23 protein-coding genes and 4 tRNA genes are annotated in these 20,923 nt (G+C 33.7%); 8 read left to right on the top strand and 19 right to left on the bottom strand.

Annotation, left to right across the window (positions count from 1 at the left end; all coding sequences use genetic code 11):
• Positions 1–12: 12 nt before the first annotated feature.
• Together BB050_RS11995 and BB050_RS12000 are read right to left on the bottom strand one after the other, a co-directional pair.
• Positions 13–411: a hypothetical protein gene (locus BB050_RS11995; protein WP_066035153.1), complete on the bottom strand. Its 399-nt coding sequence runs from the start codon at positions 409–411 to the stop codon at positions 13–15.
• A 7-nt stretch (positions 412–418) separates the two neighbouring features.
• Entirely contained in the window at positions 419–1,294 is an 876-nt protein-coding gene (locus BB050_RS12000; RefSeq protein WP_066035154.1) for a protease complex subunit PrcB family protein, read from the bottom strand.
• Between the two features lie 182 nt (positions 1,295–1,476).
• Between BB050_RS12000 and BB050_RS12005 the strand changes: the two genes are divergently transcribed.
• The 4 genes from BB050_RS12005 to BB050_RS12020 all read left to right on the top strand — a co-directional run bounded on the left by BB050_RS12005 (position 1,477) and on the right by BB050_RS12020 (position 4,790).
• On the top strand, positions 1,477–2,850 hold the full coding sequence (locus BB050_RS12005; RefSeq protein WP_008464889.1) for a DNA recombination protein RmuC: 1,374 nt from the start codon (positions 1,477–1,479) through the stop codon (positions 2,848–2,850).
• An 89-nt stretch (positions 2,851–2,939) separates the two neighbouring features.
• Positions 2,940–3,488, top strand: coding sequence for an acyl-CoA thioesterase (locus tag BB050_RS12010; protein ID WP_008464890.1), 549 nt, complete (start codon positions 2,940–2,942; stop codon positions 3,486–3,488).
• A gap of 42 nt (positions 3,489–3,530) precedes the next feature.
• The gene (locus BB050_RS12015) at positions 3,531–3,926 is read left to right on the top strand and encodes a VOC family protein (protein ID WP_066033723.1); all 396 of its coding nucleotides are present in this window, start codon (positions 3,531–3,533) and stop codon (positions 3,924–3,926) included.
• Positions 3,927–4,223: 297 nt separating this feature from the next.
• Positions 4,224–4,790 carry a YceI family protein gene (locus BB050_RS12020; protein WP_035691290.1) on the top strand — a complete coding sequence of 189 codons (567 nt, stop codon included), beginning with the start codon at positions 4,224–4,226 and terminating at the stop codon, positions 4,788–4,790.
• A 3-nt stretch (positions 4,791–4,793) separates the two neighbouring features.
• Here BB050_RS12020 and BB050_RS12025 read toward each other — a convergent pair whose 3' ends face one another.
• The gene (locus BB050_RS12025) at positions 4,794–5,705 is read right to left on the bottom strand and encodes a TIGR01777 family oxidoreductase (RefSeq protein ID WP_066033724.1); all 912 of its coding nucleotides are present in this window, start codon (positions 5,703–5,705) and stop codon (positions 4,794–4,796) included.
• Positions 5,706–5,803: 98 nt separating this feature from the next.
• On the opposite strand from BB050_RS12025, the gene BB050_RS12030 reads away from it, so the two are divergent.
• Together BB050_RS12030 and BB050_RS12035 are read left to right on the top strand one after the other, a co-directional pair.
• Positions 5,804–6,463 carry a TetR family transcriptional regulator C-terminal domain-containing protein gene (locus BB050_RS12030; RefSeq protein WP_066033725.1) on the top strand — a complete coding sequence of 220 codons (660 nt, stop codon included), beginning with the start codon at positions 5,804–5,806 and terminating at the stop codon, positions 6,461–6,463.
• The gene (locus BB050_RS12035; protein WP_066033726.1) at positions 6,463–7,767 is read left to right on the top strand and encodes an ABC1 kinase family protein; all 1,305 of its coding nucleotides are present in this window, start codon (positions 6,463–6,465) and stop codon (positions 7,765–7,767) included. Before BB050_RS12030 ends, BB050_RS12035 begins: the two co-directional genes overlap by 1 nt.
• 215 nt (positions 7,768–7,982) lie before the next feature.
• Here the strand turns inward: BB050_RS12035 and BB050_RS12040 are convergent, their stop codons facing one another.
• From BB050_RS12040 to BB050_RS12090, 11 genes are all read right to left on the bottom strand, one after another.
• Positions 7,983–9,278, bottom strand: coding sequence for a cryptochrome/photolyase family protein (locus tag BB050_RS12040; RefSeq protein ID WP_066033727.1), 1,296 nt, complete (start codon positions 9,276–9,278; stop codon positions 7,983–7,985).
• Positions 9,279–9,426: 148 nt separating this feature from the next.
• Positions 9,427–9,894 (bottom strand): SRPBCC family protein, encoded by a 468-nt coding sequence (locus tag BB050_RS12045; RefSeq protein ID WP_066033728.1) that lies wholly within the window; start codon positions 9,892–9,894, stop codon positions 9,427–9,429.
• A 42-nt stretch (positions 9,895–9,936) separates the two neighbouring features.
• Positions 9,937–10,377, bottom strand: a complete 441-nt coding sequence (locus tag BB050_RS12050) for a sterol desaturase family protein (RefSeq protein ID WP_066033729.1) — start codon at positions 10,375–10,377, stop codon at positions 9,937–9,939.
• Between the two features lie 189 nt (positions 10,378–10,566).
• Positions 10,567–11,406: a phytoene/squalene synthase family protein gene (locus tag BB050_RS12055; protein ID WP_008464902.1), complete on the bottom strand. Its 840-nt coding sequence runs from the start codon at positions 11,404–11,406 to the stop codon at positions 10,567–10,569.
• Positions 11,407–11,409: 3 nt separating this feature from the next.
• The gene (locus BB050_RS12060; RefSeq protein ID WP_066033730.1) at positions 11,410–12,876 is read right to left on the bottom strand and encodes a phytoene desaturase family protein; all 1,467 of its coding nucleotides are present in this window, start codon (positions 12,874–12,876) and stop codon (positions 11,410–11,412) included.
• Between the two features lie 39 nt (positions 12,877–12,915).
• Positions 12,916–13,815, bottom strand: a complete 900-nt coding sequence (locus BB050_RS12065; protein WP_008464906.1) for a MerR family transcriptional regulator — start codon at positions 13,813–13,815, stop codon at positions 12,916–12,918.
• A 212-nt stretch (positions 13,816–14,027) separates the two neighbouring features.
• The gene (locus BB050_RS12070; RefSeq protein WP_119792711.1) at positions 14,028–14,528 is read right to left on the bottom strand and encodes a tetratricopeptide repeat protein; all 501 of its coding nucleotides are present in this window, start codon (positions 14,526–14,528) and stop codon (positions 14,028–14,030) included.
• Between the two features lie 195 nt (positions 14,529–14,723).
• Positions 14,724–14,796, bottom strand: a tRNA-Lys gene (locus BB050_RS12075).
• A 130-nt stretch (positions 14,797–14,926) separates the two neighbouring features.
• Positions 14,927–15,009, bottom strand: a tRNA-Leu gene (locus BB050_RS12080).
• Positions 15,010–15,051: 42 nt separating this feature from the next.
• Positions 15,052–15,124: transfer RNA gene (locus BB050_RS12085), tRNA-Lys, on the bottom strand.
• A 40-nt stretch (positions 15,125–15,164) separates the two neighbouring features.
• A tRNA-Lys gene (locus BB050_RS12090) sits at positions 15,165–15,237 on the bottom strand.
• A gap of 126 nt (positions 15,238–15,363) precedes the next feature.
• On the opposite strand from BB050_RS12090, the gene BB050_RS12095 reads away from it, so the two are divergent.
• Complete coding sequence (locus tag BB050_RS12095; RefSeq protein WP_066033731.1) at positions 15,364–15,882, top strand: shikimate kinase; 519 nt, start codon at positions 15,364–15,366, stop codon at positions 15,880–15,882.
• Here the strand turns inward: BB050_RS12095 and BB050_RS12100 are convergent.
• Positions 15,874–16,374 (bottom strand): phosphoribosyltransferase domain-containing protein, encoded by a 501-nt coding sequence (locus BB050_RS12100; RefSeq protein WP_066033732.1) that lies wholly within the window; start codon positions 16,372–16,374, stop codon positions 15,874–15,876. The two genes, BB050_RS12095 and BB050_RS12100, sit on opposite strands and share 9 nt — an antisense overlap.
• A gap of 129 nt (positions 16,375–16,503) precedes the next feature.
• Positions 16,504–16,902: an RNA-binding S4 domain-containing protein gene (locus BB050_RS12105; RefSeq protein WP_008464910.1), complete on the bottom strand. Its 399-nt coding sequence runs from the start codon at positions 16,900–16,902 to the stop codon at positions 16,504–16,506.
• A 79-nt stretch (positions 16,903–16,981) separates the two neighbouring features.
• Here BB050_RS12105 and BB050_RS12110 point away from each other — a divergent pair, with 79 nt between their 5' ends.
• A complete protein-coding gene (locus tag BB050_RS12110; protein ID WP_066033733.1) occupies positions 16,982–18,124 on the top strand; it encodes an FKBP-type peptidyl-prolyl cis-trans isomerase in 1,143 nt (380 codons plus the stop codon).
• A 211-nt stretch (positions 18,125–18,335) separates the two neighbouring features.
• Here BB050_RS12110 and BB050_RS12115 read toward each other — a convergent pair whose 3' ends face one another.
• From BB050_RS12115 to BB050_RS12125, 3 genes are all read right to left on the bottom strand, one after another.
• On the bottom strand, positions 18,336–19,289 hold the full coding sequence (locus BB050_RS12115) for a transketolase family protein (protein ID WP_066033734.1): 954 nt from the start codon (positions 19,287–19,289) through the stop codon (positions 18,336–18,338).
• Between the two features lie 72 nt (positions 19,290–19,361).
• Positions 19,362–20,213 (bottom strand): transketolase, encoded by an 852-nt coding sequence (locus BB050_RS12120; protein ID WP_008464913.1) that lies wholly within the window; start codon positions 20,211–20,213, stop codon positions 19,362–19,364.
• A 245-nt stretch (positions 20,214–20,458) separates the two neighbouring features.
• Entirely contained in the window at positions 20,459–20,761 is a 303-nt protein-coding gene (locus BB050_RS12125) for a hypothetical protein (protein WP_008464914.1), read from the bottom strand.
• Positions 20,762–20,923: the final 162 nt, after the last annotated feature.

The following is a 20,923-nucleotide window of genomic DNA, read 5'->3' on the forward strand; positions in this document are numbered from 1 at the left end:
TAGCTTACAAAACTATCTTTTAAAAATAGTTCGAGTACCGTCTTGACTGTTGCTTACAATGGTTAGGTTTTGATTGTCAAGGTTTTCTATGACGTAAGTTTTGCCTTCGAACGTAATTAGATCATGTTCTGACTGATCAAAATATCCCTTTCCTTTTTCTATCTGATAAGCACTATTTCTAATCTCTACATTGTTTTTATAAGTAATAACTCTTCCGTTTTCGGTAAAGATAATTTTCTTAGTAAATCCGATTGTTTTTGGTGTTGCAACATAAGGATTGTCAGAACCACCGATAGATTTTTCCCATATCCAAGTGTTTACTATTGATCCTGAGGCGTCTTTAGAATCATTTACAGAAATCACTGACATAAAAAGAAAACAGATAATAAAAGATAAAAAGAGTTTCTTCATAATCATGTTATTTTAAACTTGTAATTTTTTCCTGAATCGCTTTTTTGAAAAGTTTTATTTCTGCACTTTGGTCTGAAGTGTCATTGTTGTCGATATAAACTTTTGTAACGCTTGCACCTTGACGCAGTTCAAAATAAATTCCGCCTTGATCTGCAGCATCTGGAGAACCGTAGGTTTTCGTCTGTCCTTTTAAAGCCAAGATTTCAGCAGGAACGCTTTTTAATAATAAAGTATATTCACCTCTTTTAATTGTTGGAGTATATTTGTATTGGTTAAAATCATATTGTCCAGCTCCAACATTTAAGAATTTTAAAGTATTATAATCGTTAATCTGATAGAATTTTTGGCAGTCTGCACCAGTACATTGATTGTAGAAGCTTCCAATAATCATATTGTCTGCACTTTCAGCTGTTTTATTAAAAATCATTCCTTTTGTTGTCTTAGGGATTAAAACAAAATCTGAAGGATAAGTAGGAGCTTGTGTCACGTTCTCGCCAACAGCAGGGGCTTTTTCGTAGTAATTCACAACGATTTCGCAGTTGTTTTCTACGATAGAGCTAATCACGATATCATAACCACTTGTAGGTTTAGCACCAGCGAAAAGTCCAACTAAATATTCTTTTGTAAAATCAATATTTGGATCACTGGCAACTGGACAATTGTTCGCGTGTTTTGTAAAATACTCATCCATTTTTTCTTGAGAAGCAATAATAACTGCGGCAGGATTATTAGGCTGAGATTTTACACTATAATTGCATAAGAAAGGAAAACCAGTAAAATTTACAACTGTATTAGCTCCGCAATCTACATAGTTATTTCCATCATTAAGAGAACAAGCACTGAATCCAAAGGCTACAAATAAGCCAAGTATTAATTTTTTCATAATTATTTTAATAGGTTTATATCTTGTAGATAGCACATTTAAAAAAAGGTTGCGTTGAGGTTTAATTTTTTTTAAAATAAAATGTTGGTTTAGTTGGATTTGAAAATGAATTAGTGAAATTTCCATTTTAAAAATTAAGTACTACGTATTATTGAGTACTTTTACGTAAAACAAACTTAGTTATGTCTGATTATTTACCGTTTTTATTAGGATTCGTTGTGGCGCTTTTTGTGGGCATCTACGTAGGCAAAATGCTTTCTGCATCAAAGTTTCAGTCAGAAAAAGCTATTTCTGAGGAACGATTAAATGCATTAAATGGTCAATTGCAAATGCTAAAAGAGCAATTTGAAAATGAAAAAAGTAACTTTCAGAAACAACTTCAGTTCAATATTTCTGAAAAAGAAAATATTCGTACAGAAAAAGACAGTTTAGCAATTCAGCTTTCTAAAAAAGAAGTGGATTTTGAAAATTTATGGGAACGCCATAAAGAACAAAAAAGCGAAATTAATGAGCTTCAGGAAAAATTTACTAAAGAATTTGAAAATTTGGCCAATAAAATTCTTGAAGAAAAATCGGCAAAGTTTACCGAACAAAATACTGTAAACATGAAAAATATCCTGACGCCTTTGCAGGATAAAATTCAGATTTTCGAACAGAAAGTAGAGCAGACACATAAAGAAAGCATCGATTATCATGCGGCGCTTCGTCAGCAGATTATTGGTTTGAGCGAAATGAACGCACAAATGAGCAAGGAAACTTTAAATCTTACTAAAGCATTAAAAGGAGACAGCAAAATGCAGGGAAATTGGGGCGAATTGGTGCTGGAGCGTGTTTTGGAAAAATCGGGATTAGAAAAAGGAAGAGAATACGAAGTACAGCAAAGTTTTACCAATAGTGAAGGAAACCGCGTTTTTCCAGACGTGGTAATCAATCTTCCCGACGGTAAAAAAATGATTGTCGATTCTAAAGTTTCGCTTGCCGCTTATGAAAAATGGGTAAACGAAGAATCGGAACTTTTAAAAATAGAATTTCTTAAAGAACACGTTATTTCTATAAAAAGACATGTTGAGCAGTTGGGCAGTAAAAATTACCACGATTTATATCAAATGGAAAGCCCAGATTTTGTTCTTCTTTTTATTCCGATGGAACCCGCGTTTGCCATTGCATTAAACGAAGATCCAACCTTATACACTAAAGCTTTTGACCGAAATATTGTCATTGTAACACCAAGCACGCTTTTGGCTACTTTGCGAACTATTGACAGTATGTGGACCAATCAGAAACAACAGGAAAATGCCTTAGAGATTGCGAGACAAGCGGGAGCTTTGTATGATAAATTTGAAGGTTTTGTAACCGATTTAGTTCGAATTGGAAACAAAATAAAGGATACCAAAACAGAATACGAAAGCGCTATGAATAAATTGGTTGATGGAAAAGGAAACCTGATTTCGAGCGTAGAAAGATTGAAAAAAATGGGAGCAAAGGCTAAAAAGTCACTTCCTGAAAATATTATTGCAAGAGCAGCGAGTTCAGATGAAAATGAATTATTGAATTAGAAGAGAAAGTAAAAAGAGAAAAGACACAAGAAAAAAGACCAACCTATATATAGAATACAACTAATCAAAAAAATACCAAAAACAAAAACATGAGTACAGATTTTAAACCCGTTTCTTCATCAAAAGTTAGTATATCAGAATTAATGTTGCCATCCCATACTAACTTTAGCGGAAAGATTCACGGAGGATATATTTTACAATTACTAGATCAGATTGCTTTTGCATCGGCATCAAAATTCAGCGGCAATTATTGCGTAACAGCTTCTGTAGATACGGTAAACTTTCTGAAACCTATTGAAGTTGGAGAATTGGTAACTATGAAGGCTTCTGTAAATTATGTTGGAAGAAGCTCCATGATTGTCGGCATTCGCGTAGAAGCAGAAAATATTCAGACAGGAGTTATCAAACATTGCAATTCGTCTTATTTTACAATGGTTGCTAAAGATAAAGAAGGCAAAAGTGTTCAGGTTCCAGGATTAATCTTGTCAAATTTGGAAGAAGTGCGCCGTTTTAGAAAGGCAATAAAACATATCGAAGTTAGAAAAGAAGTAGAAGAACATGAAAAATTGGCCAATATAAATTCTATTGAAGATTTGGCAAGTCTAGAAAAATATAATGTGCTTCTAGAAATCAGCTAAATTTTCTTATATTTAGTTATTACATATTAAATATTAGAAATTATGGTCAAGTTTGGATATACAATTTTATACGTTGAAAATGTCGAAGAATCTATCGCGTTTTATGAAAATGCTTTTGGTTTTTCGAGAAAATTCGTCACGCCAGAAGGCGATTATGGCGAATTAATTACAGGAGAAACAACACTTTCGTTTGCTTCGAAGAAATTAGCTTCAAAAAGTTTACCCGACGGGTTTATTGAAAGCAGTCTAGAAGATAAGCCTTTTGCTATAGAAATTGGATTTATAACAGAGAATGTTCCTGAAGTTTTGCAGAAAGCAACTTCTTTTGGCGCAGTTATAGTTTTAGAACCTGTAGAAAAACCTTGGGGACAAATCGTGGCTTATGCAAGAGACTTAAACGGTTTTTTAATTGAAATTTGCACAGAGGTAAAAGCATAGAAATTCGTTGTCAAAAATTATGGTAAAGTCCCTACGAGACAAAATATTGATTGACACCACATTTTGTCTCGTAGGGGCTTTTTTCACAATCCTTTAATGCGGCAAAAATTCACAAATTTTTAGCATTACTCTCAGAACTTTTAATAGGGAAATTTCGTAACTTTAAGTGTAATTATTGGGTTACGGAATTTTTTCACTGAGTATTGCCGTTCAATTTTCAGATTATTAAAATCTGATTTTTCATTTTCTCTTAATCAGAACAAATTGAATGACATAATTGTTTAAATGCAGACGATTATGAAAACAACTACTTTATTATTTTTACTTTTTACCGCCTTTTCTGTCATTGCCCAAGACAAATTTTTCACTAATACAGGCACCATAAATTTTGAAGCCTCTGTTCCTTTGTACGAGGAAGTGAAAGCAGTAAATAGACAGGTTGCTATACTTTTAGAACCTAAAACAAGTACTTTTATTTGTACTGTTGTCATCAAAGATTTTCGCTTTAAATTGAATCTCATGCAAGAGCATTTTAATGAAAATTACATGGAAAGCAATCGCTATCCTAAAGCCATATTTAAAGGGAAAATTCAGAAATTTGATTTAAAAGATATTACTGAAGTCGCAAAACAATATGAGATTAAAGGGAAACTTAATTTACGCGGAAAATCAAAAGAGATTGTGGTGAACGCTTTGATTAAAAGAGTTCCAGAAGGAATCCAGATCATTTCAGATTTCCCAATTGCAGTATCCGATTTTAATATTCATATTCCAACTCCTATAGCTTCAAAAATTGCACAAACGGCCAATACAGAACTAACGGGCATTATTCGCAGCGATGAGACTATGCTGACTTTGAAATAAAAGTTATTTTATACAATTAATAAGCGTCTTTTCTAAATCAGTAAATTGAAATTCAAAACCGGTTTTTTGAATTTTCTCTGACGAAATACGCTGTCCCGTTAATACAGCTACGCTCATTTGTCCCAGCATAATCTTTAATACAAAAGGGGGAACTTTAGGCAACCATATACTATAATCATAGAGTTTAGCCAGAGTTTTAGAAAATCGGGCATTTGTTGTATTGTCTGTTATGCAGGCGTTGTATGGGCCTTCCAGTTTGGTATCTTCAATGCTTTTTAAATAAATCTGGCATAAATCTTCAATATGAATCCAAGGGAGATATTGTTTGCCAGAACCCAAAACAGCGCCAAAACCAGATTTAAATGTGGGAATCATCTTTTTTAGAAAACCTTCGTTTTTGCCTAAAACGATACCAGTTCTAATTTTGACTGTTCGAATATGTAAAGAAGCGATTTTATCTGCGGCATTTTCCCATTTTTGGCAAGTTATGCCTAAAAAATCATCGGCTGGGGCAGTGGTTTCAGTACAAATATTATGACTGGTTATAGCACCATAAATTCCGATTCCTGAAGCAGAAACAAAGGCTTCTAGTTTTTTATTGTTTTTCTCTAAAATTGAATAAATCATTTCAACAGGTCTAACACGACTCTCGATAATGGCTCTTTTACGTCTTTTAGTCCACCTTTTTTCGACGATTCCTTCGCCAGCAAGATGAATAATGTAATCGGCATTTAGAATTGCATTTTTGTCAATATAGTTTTTTTTGATGTCCCATTTGTAATATGTAACTCTTGGAGTATCTTCTCTATCAGATCGGCTCAGGACAGACACAGAAAAACCTGCTTCGATCAGGACATCTGTCAAATGTTTTCCAATGAAACCACTTCCACCTGTTAATAGAACATTTTGAGCCATAATAGTTTATAATATATTTAACAGTCTAACTTGTTTAAGGATTAGTAAAGATAATTAAACAATGTTTACCTTTATGGCAAATTCTAAATTTTAATAAGATGGCGACTAAAAAAAAGGTAATTACCAAAGATGATATCGTTTCAAAATATATGGAAGAAGTTCTGGAAAAAGGACAAAAGCCTAAATCGGTTTATCATTTTGCCAAAGAAAATGATTTTACGGAAGCTGAATTTTATGCTTTTTTTGGAACATTAGAAGGTTTAGAAAAAGAAATATTCAGACTGTTTTTTGAAAATACAGTCACTCTTCTTCACAAGAATGAAGAATATCAGGGATATGATATGAAGAATAAAATGCTGAGTTTTTATTTTACTTTCTTTGAAATCCTCACTGCCAATAGAAGTTATGTTTTGCAATCGCTTAAGATTGACAGAAATCCGCTTAAAAATTTAGTGCAGTTAACTACGCTGCGAAATAGTTTTAAAGAATATGTTTCTGAAATTTTGACAGATGATTACAGATTAGAACAGGAAAAGTTTCAGAAGTTTCAGGAAAAAGCCATTCAAGAATCGTCTTGGCTGCAATTAATGCTGACGATTAAATTCTGGATGGAAGACGAATCTCCTGCGTTTGAGAAAACCGATATTTTTATCGAGAAGTCAGTTAACGCCTCATTTGAGTTGATGAATGTGGCGCCAATGAACCATCTGATAGATTTCGGAAAATTTTTGTTCAAAGAAAAAGTATATAGCAGATAATGAAAACAATCGATTATATTCCGACCTCAAAAATAGAGAGAGCAGGAAAATTGGTTCAAACTGGGGCTAAAATTGGTGTAAACTACGTAAAACATTATGCCGAAAAAATAGTAAATCCCGATTTGACCAGAGATAAACTAAACGAAAATAATGCAGAAGATATTTATGACGGACTAAAAAGCTTAAAGGGAAGCGCACTAAAAGTAGCACAGATGTTAAGCATGGATAAAAACTTTCTTCCGCAAGCTTATGTAGAAAAGTTCTCTCTATCTCAGTTTTCTGTTCCGCCACTTTCTGCTCCGTTAGTTTTAAAAACTTTCAAAGGCAATTTTGGAAAAACGCCATATGAGATTTTTGACGAGTTCAATCCAAATTCTGTAAACGCAGCAAGTATTGGTCAGGTGCATTTGGCGAAGAAAGGAGATAAAAAGCTAGCCGTTAAAATTCAATATCCAGGTGTTGCCAATAGCATTTCGTCAGATTTGGCTTTGGTAAAACCAATTGCTATCAGAATGTTTAATCTACAGGGAAAAGATTCTGACAAATACTTTAAAGAAGTTGAAGATAAACTGATTGAAGAAACCAACTATTTGTTGGAGTTAAAACAAAGCCAAGAAGTAGTTGACGCCTGCAGTAAAATTGAAAATATCACTTTTCCGAATTACTATCCTGAGTTTTCGTCAGAGAAAATCATTACGATGGATTGGATGACGGGAATTCATCTTTCTGAATTTACAGCTATAAATAAAGATCAAGAAGCTGGCGACAAATTAGGTCAAGCACTTTGGGATTTCTATATGTATCAGATTCATGTTTTGAGGAAAGTGCACGCAGATCCACATCCGGGAAATTTTTTGGTAGATGATCAAAATAAATTGATTGCTTTGGATTTTGGTTGTATGAAACAGATTCCAGAAGATTTCTATACGCCGTATTTTGAATTGATTAATAAAAATGTAATTACAGACGAAAAGCTTTTCAATCAAAAATTATTCGAATTAGAGATTCTTCGACCAGATGATACACCAGCAGAAATTGAATATTTCACCGAAATGTTTCATGATTTGCTGTCGCTTTTTACAAAGCCTTTTCAAAACGAAACTTTCGATTTTGCCGATGAGGAATTCTTCAACGCGATTGCCCAATTAGGAAAACGTTTCTCAGAAGATACAAACTTGAAAAAAATGAATGGGAATCGAGGCTCAAAACATTTTATTTACATGAACCGTACTTTCTTTGGTTTGTACAATTTAATGTTTGATTTGAAAGCCAAGATTGTGGTTGATAACTATTTGAAATACTAGAAGTTTAGAAATTCCAATTTTATATGCATAGGCCTTTGTTAAAGTTTCAAGCTTTGACAAAGGTTTTTTTAGTTTAGTTTGTCATCCTGAGGAACGAAGGATCACACTTGCAAATCGACAAAAGTTGGCGACATTCTGTGCGGAGTTTCTAGTGTGATCCTTCGTTCCTCAGGATGACAAAAATGAGTATAAATCTAAAACCTAAAACAAAAACTTTACTTCAAAATCCCAGCCTTGTAAGTCGCAATTGCACGATCTCTAGCAAAGGCATGATCAATCATTGGTTCATTATAGCCAAAATCAAATTCAGGAATCCATTTACGGATATATTCTCCTTTTGGGTCAAATTTCTGCTGCTGAATTTCGGGATTAAAAACTCGGAAATAAGGAGCAGCATCACAACCAGTTCCTGCAGCCCATTGCCAGTTTCCTACGTTTGAAGCCAGTTCAAAATCCAAAAGTTTTTCGGCAAAATAAGCTTCTCCCCATCGCCAGTCGATAAGCAAATGTTTGCATAAAAAGCTCGCTACAACCATTCGAACGCGATTATGCATATAGCCCGTTTCGTTTAACTGACGCATTCCAGCATCAACCATTGGATAGCCTGTTTCTCCAGCACACCAACGTTTGAAATCATCTTCGTTATTTCGCCATTGAATTCCGTCGTAATTGGATTTGAAATTATGATTTACGCAATTCGGAAAGCTAAACAAAATCTGAATAAAGAATTCTCTCCAGATGAGTTCGCTTAAAAAAGTCTGATTTTTTCGGTTTGCCCAGTTTACCAATTTGCGAATACTCACAGTTCCAAAACGTAAATGCGGAGAAAGATAAGAAGTGCTGTCTATAGCGGGAAAATCTCGTGTTTCTTTATACTGGGCAATTTGTGTTAAGTTGTGCGGCTTGACTTTTATATCGCTTCTTTCAAAATTAATTTCGGCTAAATCAGGAAAAGTAAATTTATTTTTTGCGAAATTGCTGTGAAACGGAACAGAGTCATATTCCGTAGCAGATCCTAAAAAATGGTATTTCTCTAGCCATTTATTCTTATATGGAGTGTAAACCGTATATGGGTTTCCATCTGCTTTTGTGATTTCTTTTTCCTCAAAAATAACATGATCTTTATAAAAGAAAGTTTCAATGTTGTTTTCTTTTAATAAAGCAGTTATCGCTGTGTCGCGTTTGATGGCAAAAGGTTCATAATCTTTGTTAAAGAAAACCGATTGAATATCAAATTCTTCCATAAGTGATTTCCAAACGTCTTTTGTTTTCCCTTTTTTTATTAAGATAGAAGAATCGAGTTTATTTAATTCTGAATTTACTTTTTGGAGTGAATCATAAATAAAAGTCACTCGAGCGTCATTTTTCGGCAGACGGTCCAAAATATCATCGTCAAAGATAAAAAGAGGAACGACAGGAAAATTAGACTGTAAAGCATGAAATAATCCTGTGTTGTCTTCTAAACGCAAATCACGTCTAAACCAAAATAAAGTAACTTTTTGTTTTGTCATTGGTTTGTCTTAATAAAAATAATTTTAAAGGTTTTTACTTCGAATCAAATAGCTCGGAAAGGCGCTAAGTCACAAAGCAATTTTTTCTTAAGCCTTTGTGAAAAAAAATTGCGACTTAGCGTCTTTGCGAGACTAAAAAAAATGCGATTTATTTTTTAGAATTAAATAATTCTTCGATTTTATTAAATCTATAATCGAAAATTCTTTTCAGTTTGTTTTTTACAACTAATTGATTCATGATTCTGCCTAGAATTCCAAGTGGAAGAGCATAATGAACTATGTCAGTCATTTTTGTTCCGCCATCTGGTGTTGGTTCAAAGAAATGTTTATGATGCCACAATTTGTAAGGCCCAAATTGCTGAATGTCTACGAAATACTCGTTTTCTTTGCAAGCCGTAATTTCGGTAACCCAAGACATTTTGATTCCGAAAAGGGGTTTTAAGGTGTAAGTGATAATTTGTCCATGATACATGCGTTTGCCGTCATAATCCTGAATTTGGAAATTCATATTATCAAGCGTAATGGTTTGCAAGTTTTTTGGATCGGAAAAAAAATCCCAACAGTTTTCTACACTTGCATTGATATGCTGTACGGTTACTATCTTGTGTAATTTCATAATCACAAATCTTTCTTGAAACACTAACGTGTTCAAATAATGCTACATTTTATAATATTTAAAGGGAACGAATAGCATTCCAAAACATTCTCCTTTTTCTTTGCCTAAATGTTTGTGGTGTATTTTATGCGCTTTTCTAAGTCCGATGAGGTATTTGTTTTTAGTGTTTTTAAACCATTTAAAACGTTGATGGATTAATACATCATGAATTAGAAAATAACAGACTCCATAAAGTGTGATTCCGCAGGCGATAAAAAACAAATAATTGAATCCGCCCTGAACTCCAAAATAAAATAAGACAATGCTTGGAATGGCAAATATGACAAAGAAAATATCGTTGCGTTCAAAAGTATCTTCATATTTCGGCTTATGATGATCGGCATGAAAATACCACATAAAACCATGCATCACATATTTATGAGTTAGCCAAGTAACACATTCCATGAACAGAAAAACGCTCAAAAAAATTAAAAAAGAAATCATTTTTATAAATGTTGATGTTTTAAAATTATCGTTTTATTGTTTTTGAGTTTAGCTTTGAATTATAAAAGATTGACTCAAAAAGATTGACTATTTTGGTTTTAAGTCTGCGATTCTCTCAATCTTGTCATTTCGACGAAGGAGAAATGACAAACTGTTGGCTTTTATTGAGAACTCGATAACTGAATAAGCTTACACAAGTTTCAATTTATAAGTCACAAAAGACTGCGCTAAAAGTCCTGCTTTTGTATAATTAGAAACTCGAATTCTAGAATTTCCAATTTCATAATAAGGCGTATTTTTTAGCTTTTTCAATAATTTTTTATAATAAACATAAGCCGTATAAACACCGAATTTGGCTTCGATTGGCAATTTTACAATTCCCTGATAAGCAATTCTGAAATCTTCTTCAATTTCTTTAATAATTTGTGTTTTAGAGTCTTCTGTGAAATTATTCAGATTTACGCCTGGGAAATAAGTTCTATTCAGGATGGTATTGTCATCTTTTAAATCTCTCAGGAAATTTACTTTCTGAAAAGCCGAACCTAAACGCATAGCTTCATTTTTCAATTGTTCGTATTTGTGCTCTTTTCCAGAAACAAAAACTTTCAAGCACATGAGTCCAACGACATCTGCAGAACCGTAAATATAATCTATATATTCAGCTTGTGTTTGATAATTGGATTTGATCAAATCCATTTTCATGCTTTTTAAAAACGCCTGAACCAAATCATCAGTAATATTATATTCTTTTACAGTCTGCTGAAACGAATTTAAAATAGGATTTAAACTGATGCCTAATTGCATTGCTTTATAATATTCTTTTTCAAAATCTTCAATGAGATATTCTTTTTCATAATCATGAAAAGAATCTACAATTTCGTCAGCAAAACGAACAAATCCGTAAATACTGTAAATAGCATCACGAATGCTTGGCGAAAGCATTTTAACAGCAAGCGAAAAGGAGGTGCTGTAATTTTTGGTAACCAATTTGCTGCATTTGAAAGAAACGGCGTCAAATAGTGATTTCATTTTTTAAGATCTAAAAGATTTTTGAATTAATTCAGCTGCTAGTTTTCCTGAAATTAAAGCAGGCGGAACACCTGGACCAGGAACAGTTAACTGTCCTGTAAAATATAGATTCTTGACTTTTTTGCTTTTTAATTTTGGTCTTAGAAAAGCAGTTTGTAATAGAGTATTGGCCATTCCGTAAGCATTTCCTTTATAAGCGTTATAGTCGTTTACAAAGTCATTTTTGCAGAATGATTTCTTAAAGATAATGTTATTTTTAATTTTTTGCTGGGTAAGTTCCTCAAAACGAGTAATTATTCTCTCAAAATATTCTTCCCGTAGTGCTTCGTTATCTTCAATTCCAGGTGCAAGTGGAATTAAAAAAAATCCAGATTCCATTCCGTCTGGCGCTGCAGTTTTATCTGTTTTTGATGGAAAGTTAGCGTAGAATAAAGGTTCTTCTGGCCACTTTGGCTGATCGTAAATATCTGCTGCATGCTGATTGAAATCTACATCAAAAAATAAAGCATGATGCGAAATGTTTTCTATTTTTTTATCGAAACCTACAAAAAATAGGAGTGAGGATGGAGCAAAAACTCTGTTTTCCCAATATTTTTCGGAATACATTCTGTGTTCCTTTTCGAGTAATGTTTCAGAATGATGATAATCAGCTCCGCTAAGAACAACATCAGATTTTATGACTTTACCATCAATGACGATTCCAGTCGCTGTTTTATTCTCAACGATTATTTTTTCAATTGATGAATTGGTTTGAATGGTAACGCCAAGTTCTAAAGCGAGTTTTTCGATTCCTCGAATAACATCAAACATTCCCGTTTTGGGGTGCCAAGTCCCTAAGCCGAAATCGGCATAATTCATAAAATTGTAAAACGAAGGCGTTTTACTCGGTTTTGCTCCAAGAAATAAAACGGGAAATTCGAGAATCTGAATTAATCTTTCATTTTTGAAAGTTTTTCGAATATCGGCGCTTACATTCTTGAAAAACTGATTCAGTTTTAATGCTGTTTCTTTTGTGATTAATTCAAGCGGAGAAATTCCCGGACGATAAACCAAATCCTTTATGGCAATGTCGTAATTGCTTTTGGCTTGATCAATAAAATTTTGCAGCTTTTCGCCACTTCCTTTTTCTATGGTTTCAAAAGTATATTTTATTTCTTCCAAATTATCATAGATGCTTATAAAATCATTGATTCCGAAATAAACCCTATAGGCTGGATTTAATTTTATGAGTTCGTAATAATCAGAAGGTTTTTTATTGAAATCCTGAAAAAAGCGTTCAAAGACATCTGGCATCCAATACCAGCTTGGTCCCATATCAAAAGTGAAACCGTTTGCTTTAAACTGTCTTGCACGCCCGCCAATTGTACTGTTTTTTTCGTAAACAGTAACCTTGTTTCCTTGTTGGGCAAGGTAACAAGCGGCTGCTAAAGAGGAGAAGCCTGATCCTATTATTTGAATTGTTTTTCTCATTTGTTTAACAAATATAAGAAAAACTTAAACAAAAATAAATTAAAGCATGTTAATAGTTTCTTCCATAGAATCAAAAATTCGAATTCTGTCTGTGAGGATCGTCTGGTCTATATGTTCCACCATTTTACCCATAAGCCAGATTTCGTTGTTTTCCTGCAGTAGTTTTTGCCCCATAGATTTTACATATTGATTGATTACGCTTCTATCTGGTTGAACAGTCATGAAAGAAACAAATGTGATATTCTCAAAATGTTTTGTTAAGTCCTGTAAGTTTTCAATGGGCATACTTTCTCCGAGATAGATGGTTTTGTAACCTTTGTCAAGGATTTCATATTGCAGATATAACAATCCAATTTGATGGATTTCGTTTAGCGGAAGCGATAAAACAAAAATTCGATCAGTTTTGGTTGGTTTTCTAATCTGTAGGCTTTCTGTGTAAATCAATATTTTCTGCTTAATTAAATGACTCATAAAATGTTCATTAGCAGGAGTAATGGTTTCAGATTGCCATAATAATCCCAGCTCTTTTAAAAGAGGTAAAAAATGTTCTTTAAAAACTTCTTTAAACGTTTTCTCTGTAATAAGCCAATCGAATGTATTGAAGAATAATTCTTGGTCAAAGTTCATCATCGCCATTTTAAAAGAAGTAATGGCGTAGTTTTGAGAATTTTTCTTTGAAATTATTTCGCGTACCAATTGTGGTATCTTTTCTTCAGGGTATGTAGCGATTTTGGAAATCTTATACCCGTATTCGTGCAGCAACGTAATGTTTAAAAGTTTCTGCAAGTTATGAAGATTGTAAAATCTGATATTAGTATCAGTTCGCATAGGTTCAAGGATATTGTATCTCTTTTCCCAGATGCGTATGGTATGCGCTTTTATTCCAGATAAGTTCTCAAGATCTTTAATGCTGAAAACAGTTTTTATATTGTTTATCATTTTTTGCGATTAAGTCAACAAATGTAAAATAAAATCTTAGATTGGGGCTTAAAACTACATTAAAAAGATAGAGAATTAGAGGTTTACGTATTTAAAATATATTTTTTACCTAAAATCAGGTATATAATTCTTAAGAAATATATTACTTTGGTAAAAAAGAAAGGTCTGCATGTTTTTAATATGCAGACCTTTCTTTGAGATTTTGAGTTTCGTTATTTGCAAAAAGTGGCTTTATTTTTTATAGCGCTCTGGCTTCCAAGTTCAATTGCTTTAGTAAAATCTTTGCAAGAGTTTTTCTTGTCTCCAATTTTATTGTAAGCCAAGCCTCTTAAGTTGTAAGCTATATAATCTTTTGGGTTTAAGCCTAGGGAAGAGGTGCAATCCTCAATAGTGCCTTGATAATTCTGTAGTTTGTAGTTGACATTGGCTCTGCCTGTAAAAGCGTCAGCATTCATGCTGTCCAGTTCGATTGTTTTGCTAAAGTCGGCTTGAGCTCCTTTTAAGTCGTTTAGCTTGAATTTTGCTACACCGCGATTCTGATAAGCTTCAACGAATTTAGAATTCATGCTAATGGCTTTTGTGTAATCGGCGATTGCGCCTTTTGTGTTGCCGGCTTCAGCTTTTTTCATGGCTTTGTCGAAATAGCCCGTTGCAGATTGTGCCCAGATAGAGCAAGTCATCATTATAAATGATGCTAATAGTAGGTTTTTCATAAAACTAATTTGGGATTAGTGATTTAATTATTTGTCAACGAATTTAGGAAAGTTTTTATTCTGAAAGGAATTTCTTTTTAAATAATATTTATGTAAATGAAGAGTGTTTACGGAGTGAGGAATTACGAAGATGTGTTTTGATTGAATATGCCTAAAAACAAAAAAGGCCAAGTAAAATAATTACTTGACCTTTTGTGACCCGACTGGGGCTCGAACCCAGGACCCCATCATTAAAAGTGATGTGCTCTACCGACTGAGCTATCGAGTCGTCATTTCTTCAATGAGGGTGCAAATATAAGGACTTATTTTAGCTTATTGGCTGTTTTTTGAAACGAATTTTAAATTAATTTCAATAAAAAATGTAAATCATTATTTTACAGTAAAATAGGTTTCTATAGTGACCATGGAGGGATTTGAACCCTCACGCCCTTACGAGCACCACCCCCTCAAGATGGCGAGTCTACCGTTTCTCCACATGGCCTAAAAAGAAAAAGGTCGAGTAAAATAAATTACCCGACCTTTGTGACCCGACTGGGGCTCGAACCCAGGACCCCATCATTAAAAGTGATGTGCTCTACCGACTGAGCTATCGAGTCATTGCTTTCAAGAAATTTAATTTGTTAATCACAAAGTTTGTGACCCGACTGGGGCTCGAACCCAGGACCCCATCATTAAAAGTGATGTGCTCTACCGACTGAGCTATCGAGTCATTTAATTTCTTGAATGCGGGTGCAAATATAAGGAGTTTTTTTTGAAGTTTCCAAGCTATTTTATCATAAATTTGTCTTTTTTTTGGAAAAATCTCCAATTGCTTAGTTTATAAGGTTTTATTAATATGAAAAAAATTGTACTGTTAGGTTACATGGGTTGCGGAAAGTCAACAATCGCCCAAAATTTGTCAAAAATTACAAATATTCCGTTCTTAGATTTGGATAAATACATCGAAGAAAGAGCAAATTTATCCATAAATGAGATTTTTGAGAAGCATGGTGAAGTCTATTTTCGAAAACTTGAACATGAAATGTTTGTTGAATTGCTGCAATCTTCTGAAAATAATATTATAGGACTAGGAGGAGGAACTCCATGTTATGCCAATAATCATGAATTGTTAAAAGGGGAAGGTGTTACCTCTATATATTTAAAAGCATCAATTGCTACCTTATATAATAGATTGGTGCATAATAAAAGCAAACGTCCTTTAATTGCTAATATGAATGAAGAAGAAATGAAAGAGTTTATCGCGAAACATTTATTCGACAGAAGTTTCTACTACAATCAGGCAAAACATAAGGTTTCGGTAGATAATAAATCTGTCGAAGAAACGGTTCAAGATATTTTAGAAATCTTAGCTTAGAGAAGCATAATCGCCGTTTTCTGAATTGAAAACTACTTGAACATGCTCTAATAAAGATGTTGAAAGTGAAATTCCTTTAAAGTCGGCCTTTACAGGATATTTTTTGTGGTTTCGGTCAACAAGTACTGCTGTTTTGAATTTTTTAAGCGGAACGTCTAAGAAATGACGAACAGCATATATTAATGTAGTGCCTGAATTTAGTACATCGTCAACCAAAACAAGTCCTTTGTTTTTGTATTCCTCAGGGCTTAATGAAGTTTGTATAGCTTCTTGCGGATTTTGTTTGTTTACTTTTACTTCGCAGATAGAAACCTTTAAGGTAGAAATGCTGCTAAGTGCCGAAGCAATTTTTTCGGCAAAAACAAATCCGTTAGAAGCAATTCCTGCAATAACAACTTCTTCTTCGTCAACAAAAGTCTCGTAAATTTGATAAGCGATACGTTTTATTTTATGTTCGATTTTCTGATGGGTTAGGATAATATTGCTACTCATAATGAATTTTTTTGCTAAGGTAAATAATTTTAAACTCCAATTTTAAAAATTCCAAATTCCAAACTTTGTGAAGCAAGAATGAAATTGTGAAATTCAAATTTATCGTATTTGGAATCTGGGATTTGAAATTTAATTTTCATCATGGTCTTCCTCGTCATCGTAAAATTCGTCTCCGTAGTCGTCAATGTCTCTTCTGTCCTTTTTAGTTGGACGACCTGCACCTGTTCTTCTAGAATGCTCTTTCGATAATTTTAGCATCTCCAAATGTGCAAAAGCTTCTGGTGGAGTTTCGTTTTTTTGATATAAATCAACCAATTTTGCTCCTACACGATTTTGCGGAATATCTAAAACTGTTATAATCTGTGTAATTTGATCTTTTCTAAACGTAATTCGGTCTGTAGGAAAAACTTCTTTTGAAGGTTTTGCAATCTGCCCATTTACAGTGATCTGATTCTTTTTGCAAGCTTCAGTAACCATGTTTCTGGTCTTGTAATAACGAACGCACCACAAGTATTTATCTATTCTCATAATTTTTCTAAAATCCAAGTTAAATTCTTTACAAAAATAAATCAATATTGTATCTTGCGCACCTAAAAAAATGATAATAATGAATAAATTTAAATATTATTTTGTTTTGTTACTTGCTGGTCTTGCCATCGTTTCTTGTAATAAAAGTGATGATGATGATTCAGTAGTAGTTCCTGTGAGGGATTATGCAGAGCAGTATAAAGCAGATAATGATTCTATTGAAAAATTTTTGAAGACTAATTACATTGTTGTAGATAAGACGACTTTTGATGTTAAAATACAAAAAATTCCTGCTGGAGGAAATCAAGTTTCTATTTGGGATCAGCAAGAGTATCCTTTGAAAGTTAGACCTGTTTATAGCCGTGATGTAAATTATAAAGTTTATTACTTAACTTTAAATAAAGGTGTTGGTGATGCACCATGTAATTTCGATGAGGTTACCGTTTCTTATACAGGAACGCTTTTAAATGGAACTCAGTTTGATACCTCTTATGGATTGGCACGTGACTTCAATTTGAATATTTATGCTTCAGATGGTGTAATAGAGGGTTGGGGAGAGATTATGCCACAATTTAAAGTAGGCACTCGCAACCCTACAGGTGATGATGGGACTATTACTTACAACGATTATGGAGCTGGAGTAATGTTTTTGCCTTCAGGATTAGGATATTATGCCAATTCTAAAACAGATATACCAGCATATTCGCCTTTAGTGTTTAGTTTTAAATTATTTGCTTTAAAGCGATCTGACCTTGAATATAGTGCTTCAGCACAAGCAATTGTAGGTGATGGTGTGCCAACTTATTTAGAGGATGTTAATGGTGATGGGTATGTGTATAATCAGGGAGATACCGTTAGATATCCTAAATTGCCAGATGAATTAATAGATGATACTGATAAAGATGGAATTCCTGACTTTTTAGATTTGGACGATGATGGGGATGGATATACAACCAGATTTGAACTTACTAAGCCTACTGATGCTCCCTTTTCAGGATTAAGCAAATATTATCCTTATGACCCTGTTTTAGATAATCCTGCGACTCCAAATGTTGATGAAAGTGAATTGTGGGGTATTCCGAGAAGACCAACGGGAGAGCTTACTGATCCTGCGAAACCGGAGTCAATTACAAATCCTCGTAAATTTGTTCCAGAAGATTATACAACACCAGGACGATTAAGAATTCATCTTGATAAAACGTATCCTTATCAAAAGAATTAAAAAAAAAATAATACAAAATATTGAAGCTGAAGCCTCGGAATTTACATTTCGAGGCTTTTTTTATAAATAAATAATTTGCCCTAAAATATTTCCTAAGTGGACAAAAAAATGCTGGGCAATAGTTTATAAAACTTTATTTTAATAAAAAACAATAAAAAAAACCTCGAAATTTGAATTTCGAGGTTTTTTTATAAGTAGGAAAGTTTAAAAATTACTTTCTTTTAATTACTCTTTCTACAGCTTCAACAATTGCTTGATTGTTTAATTTGTATTTTTCCATTAATTGCTCTGGAGTTCCAGATTCTCCAAAACTATCTTGTACTGCTACAAATTCTTGTGGAGTTGGATTGTTTAATGCTAATACTCCTGAAACGCTTTCTCCAAGACCTCCAAGGTAGTTGTGCTCTTCTGCAGTAACTACGCATCTCGTTTTAGCAACTGATTTAAGGATTGCTTCTTCGTCAAGAGGCTTGATAGTGTGGATGTTGATTACTTCAGCAGAAATTCCTTTTTCTTCTAATTTTTCAGCTGCGATAAGGGCTTCCCAAACTAGGTGTCCTGTTGCAATAATTGTGACATCAGTTCCTTCGTTTAAAAGAATAGCTTTTCCGATTACGAATGGTTCGTCAGCAGGAGTAAAGTTAGGTACAACTGGACGTCCGAAACGTAGGTATGCAGGACCGTGGTGGTCTGCTAGTGCAATAGTTGCTGCTTTAGTTTGGTTGTAATCGCAAGTGTTGATTACGGTCATACCAGGCAACATTTTCATTAAACCAATATCTTCTAAGATTTGGTGTGTGGCTCCGTCTTCTCCTAAAGTTAAACCTGCGTGAGAAGCGCAGATTTTTACATTTTTATCTGAGTAAGCCACAGATTGACGAATTTGATCGTAAACTCTTCCTGTAGAGAAGTTAGCAAAAGTTCCTGTGAATGGAATTTTTCCTCCAATCGTTAAGCCTGCAGCGATTCCAATCATATTTGCTTCTGCGATTCCGATTTGGAAAAAGCGTTCTGGGTGATTTTTTTTGAATTCATCAAATTTTAATGATCCAATTAAGTCAGCACATAATGCTACAACATTCTCGTTTTTTTGACCTAATTCAGTCATTCCCGCTCCAAAACCAGAACGAGTATCTTTGCTTCCTGTATTTTCGTATTTTTTCATTTTATTTTTTGCTGTATGCAATAGGCAGTAGGCAATAAGCGTGAAGCTTATGGCTTAAAGCTTAAAGCTGTTTTAGTAATCAACTTGATCTTTAGAGTAGTTTTGAGCTAATGCATTTTTTAATTGCTCGTCATTTGGAGCTTTACCGTGCCAAGCGTGCGTGTGCATCATGAAATCAACACCATTACCCATTTCTGTATGCAATAAAATACAAACTGGTTTTCCTTTTCCTGTTCTTGATTTAGCATCAGTTAAACCAGCGATGATAGCATCAATATTGTTTCCTTCTGTGATTTCTAAAACATCCCAGTCAAAAGCTTCAAATTTTGCGCGAAGGCTTCCCATTGCCAAAACTTCGTCAGTTGTTCCGTCAATTTGTTTTCCGTTAACGTCAATTGTAGCAATAATGTTGTCTACTTTTTTAGCAGAAGCATACATGATAGCTTCCCAGTTTTGACCTTCTTGCAATTCTCCGTCTCCGTGTAAAGTATAAACTAAATGATTGTCTTTGTTTAATTTTTTAGCTTGAGCTGCTCCCAAAGCTACAGATAAACCTTGTCCTAATGAACCAGAAGCCATACGAACTCCAGGTAAACCTTCATGAGTTGTTGGGTGTCCTTGTAAACGAGAGTTTAATAATCTAAAAGTAGCAAGCTCTGAAATTGGAAAGTAACCGCTGCGCGCTAAAACGCTATAGAATACTGGGGAAATATGACCATTTGAAAGGAAAAAGATGTCTTCTCCAATTCCGTCCATATCAAAACCTTCTTTGCGGTCCATTATATTTTGATATAATGTTACCAAAAATTCAGTACAACCTAAAGAACCACCTGGGTGTCCAGAGTTTACAGCATGTACCATTCTAAGAATATCTCTTCTTACTTGGATCGTTAAATCGCTTAATTGTTGTGTGTTAGGCTTCATTTTATATGTAAAAGTTAAACTGGAGCAAAAGTAATCGTTATTTTGCGGGGAGACAAATGATTTTTTGCTTTAGTTGTATAGCAATTGTTAAATTTTACTATTTTTTTTACATTATGAAAATAAATGTAACGAATGTTTTGCTTTTAATTCTTTATAAGAATGTGTCCACATTTTTTAAAGAGAAACAATAAAAAAGCCTTGCGTTTCTGCAAGACTTTTGTGAGGGTATAATAAAAAAGATGTAGTTATTCAGTATCTCCTTCGCTGTAATAATTATTTTCTTCGTCTTCTGAACCAAGGTCTTCTTGCTTGTCATCAAGTTCAGAGCCTGGAACATCAAGATCATTTCCGATTTTATCACTATTTTGTTTCCATTCGTGATTGGCATTATTGATTATTCTTTCTCCAGAGATATCTTGAGGGTCAATATCTTCTAATCTTTCTTCTTGATTGTAAATATCTTCATTTGCATCATAATTCATGTTTTCAAGGTTTCTTTCAATTTGATCATCCTTGATTTGGTCTAGTTTCTCATCTGCGTTTATCATGATTCTAAAGTTTTTTAGTTGAATATTAAAATTATGAAAAGAATCGGTGAAACTGTTACATTTTAATAATCTGATCCTTGTACTTTTTACATTCGTTGGCTAAGTTTTTTGAAACCCGTTTGCGTTAGGGATAGCAGCGGCATCTCCCAAGGCTTTTTAGCC

The organism is Flavobacterium anhuiense, from assembly GCF_001705175.1.
GTDB classification, from domain to species: Bacteria; Bacteroidota; Bacteroidia; order Flavobacteriales; family Flavobacteriaceae; genus Flavobacterium; species Flavobacterium anhuiense.

Bases quoted from the DNA above. Each gene is read 5' to 3' on its own strand.
- BB050_RS12070 (WP_119792711.1), bottom strand. From the start codon at position 14,528: ATGAAAAACCTACTATTAGCATCATTTATAATGATGACTTGCTCTATC.
- BB050_RS12030 (WP_066033725.1), top strand. From the start codon at position 5,804: ATGGCGACTAAAAAAAAGGTAATTACCAAAGATGATATCGTTTCAAAA.
- BB050_RS12125 (WP_008464914.1), bottom strand. From the start codon at position 20,761: ATGATAAACGCAGATGAGAAACTAGACCAAATCAAGGATGATCAAATT.
- BB050_RS12035 (WP_066033726.1), top strand. From the start codon at position 6,463: ATGAAAACAATCGATTATATTCCGACCTCAAAAATAGAGAGAGCAGGA.
- BB050_RS12010 (WP_008464890.1), top strand. From the start codon at position 2,940: ATGAGTACAGATTTTAAACCCGTTTCTTCATCAAAAGTTAGTATATCA.
- BB050_RS12050 (WP_066033729.1), bottom strand. From the start codon at position 10,377: ATGATTTCTTTTTTAATTTTTTTGAGCGTTTTTCTGTTCATGGAATGT.
- BB050_RS12000 (WP_066035154.1), bottom strand. From the start codon at position 1,294: ATGAAAAAATTAATACTTGGCTTATTTGTAGCCTTTGGATTCAGTGCT.
- BB050_RS12025 (WP_066033724.1), bottom strand. From the start codon at position 5,705: ATGGCTCAAAATGTTCTATTAACAGGTGGAAGTGGTTTCATTGGAAAA.
- BB050_RS12115 (WP_066033734.1), bottom strand. From the start codon at position 19,289: ATGAAAAAATACGAAAATACAGGAAGCAAAGATACTCGTTCTGGTTTT.
- BB050_RS12065 (WP_008464906.1), bottom strand. From the start codon at position 13,815: ATGATAAACAATATAAAAACTGTTTTCAGCATTAAAGATCTTGAGAAC.
- BB050_RS11995 (WP_066035153.1), bottom strand. From the start codon at position 411: ATGAAGAAACTCTTTTTATCTTTTATTATCTGTTTTCTTTTTATGTCA.
- BB050_RS12120 (WP_008464913.1), bottom strand. From the start codon at position 20,213: ATGAAGCCTAACACACAACAATTAAGCGATTTAACGATCCAAGTAAGA.
- BB050_RS12100 (WP_066033732.1), bottom strand. From the start codon at position 16,374: ATGAGTAGCAATATTATCCTAACCCATCAGAAAATCGAACATAAAATA.
- BB050_RS12095 (WP_066033731.1), top strand. From the start codon at position 15,364: ATGAAAAAAATTGTACTGTTAGGTTACATGGGTTGCGGAAAGTCAACA.
- BB050_RS12110 (WP_066033733.1), top strand. From the start codon at position 16,982: ATGAATAAATTTAAATATTATTTTGTTTTGTTACTTGCTGGTCTTGCC.
- BB050_RS12015 (WP_066033723.1), top strand. From the start codon at position 3,531: ATGGTCAAGTTTGGATATACAATTTTATACGTTGAAAATGTCGAAGAA.
- BB050_RS12060 (WP_066033730.1), bottom strand. From the start codon at position 12,876: ATGAGAAAAACAATTCAAATAATAGGATCAGGCTTCTCCTCTTTAGCA.
- BB050_RS12005 (WP_008464889.1), top strand. From the start codon at position 1,477: ATGTCTGATTATTTACCGTTTTTATTAGGATTCGTTGTGGCGCTTTTT.
- BB050_RS12105 (WP_008464910.1), bottom strand. From the start codon at position 16,902: ATGAGAATAGATAAATACTTGTGGTGCGTTCGTTATTACAAGACCAGA.
- BB050_RS12045 (WP_066033728.1), bottom strand. From the start codon at position 9,894: ATGAAATTACACAAGATAGTAACCGTACAGCATATCAATGCAAGTGTA.
- BB050_RS12020 (WP_035691290.1), top strand. From the start codon at position 4,224: ATGAAAACAACTACTTTATTATTTTTACTTTTTACCGCCTTTTCTGTC.
- BB050_RS12040 (WP_066033727.1), bottom strand. From the start codon at position 9,278: ATGACAAAACAAAAAGTTACTTTATTTTGGTTTAGACGTGATTTGCGT.
- BB050_RS12055 (WP_008464902.1), bottom strand. From the start codon at position 11,406: ATGAAATCACTATTTGACGCCGTTTCTTTCAAATGCAGCAAATTGGTT.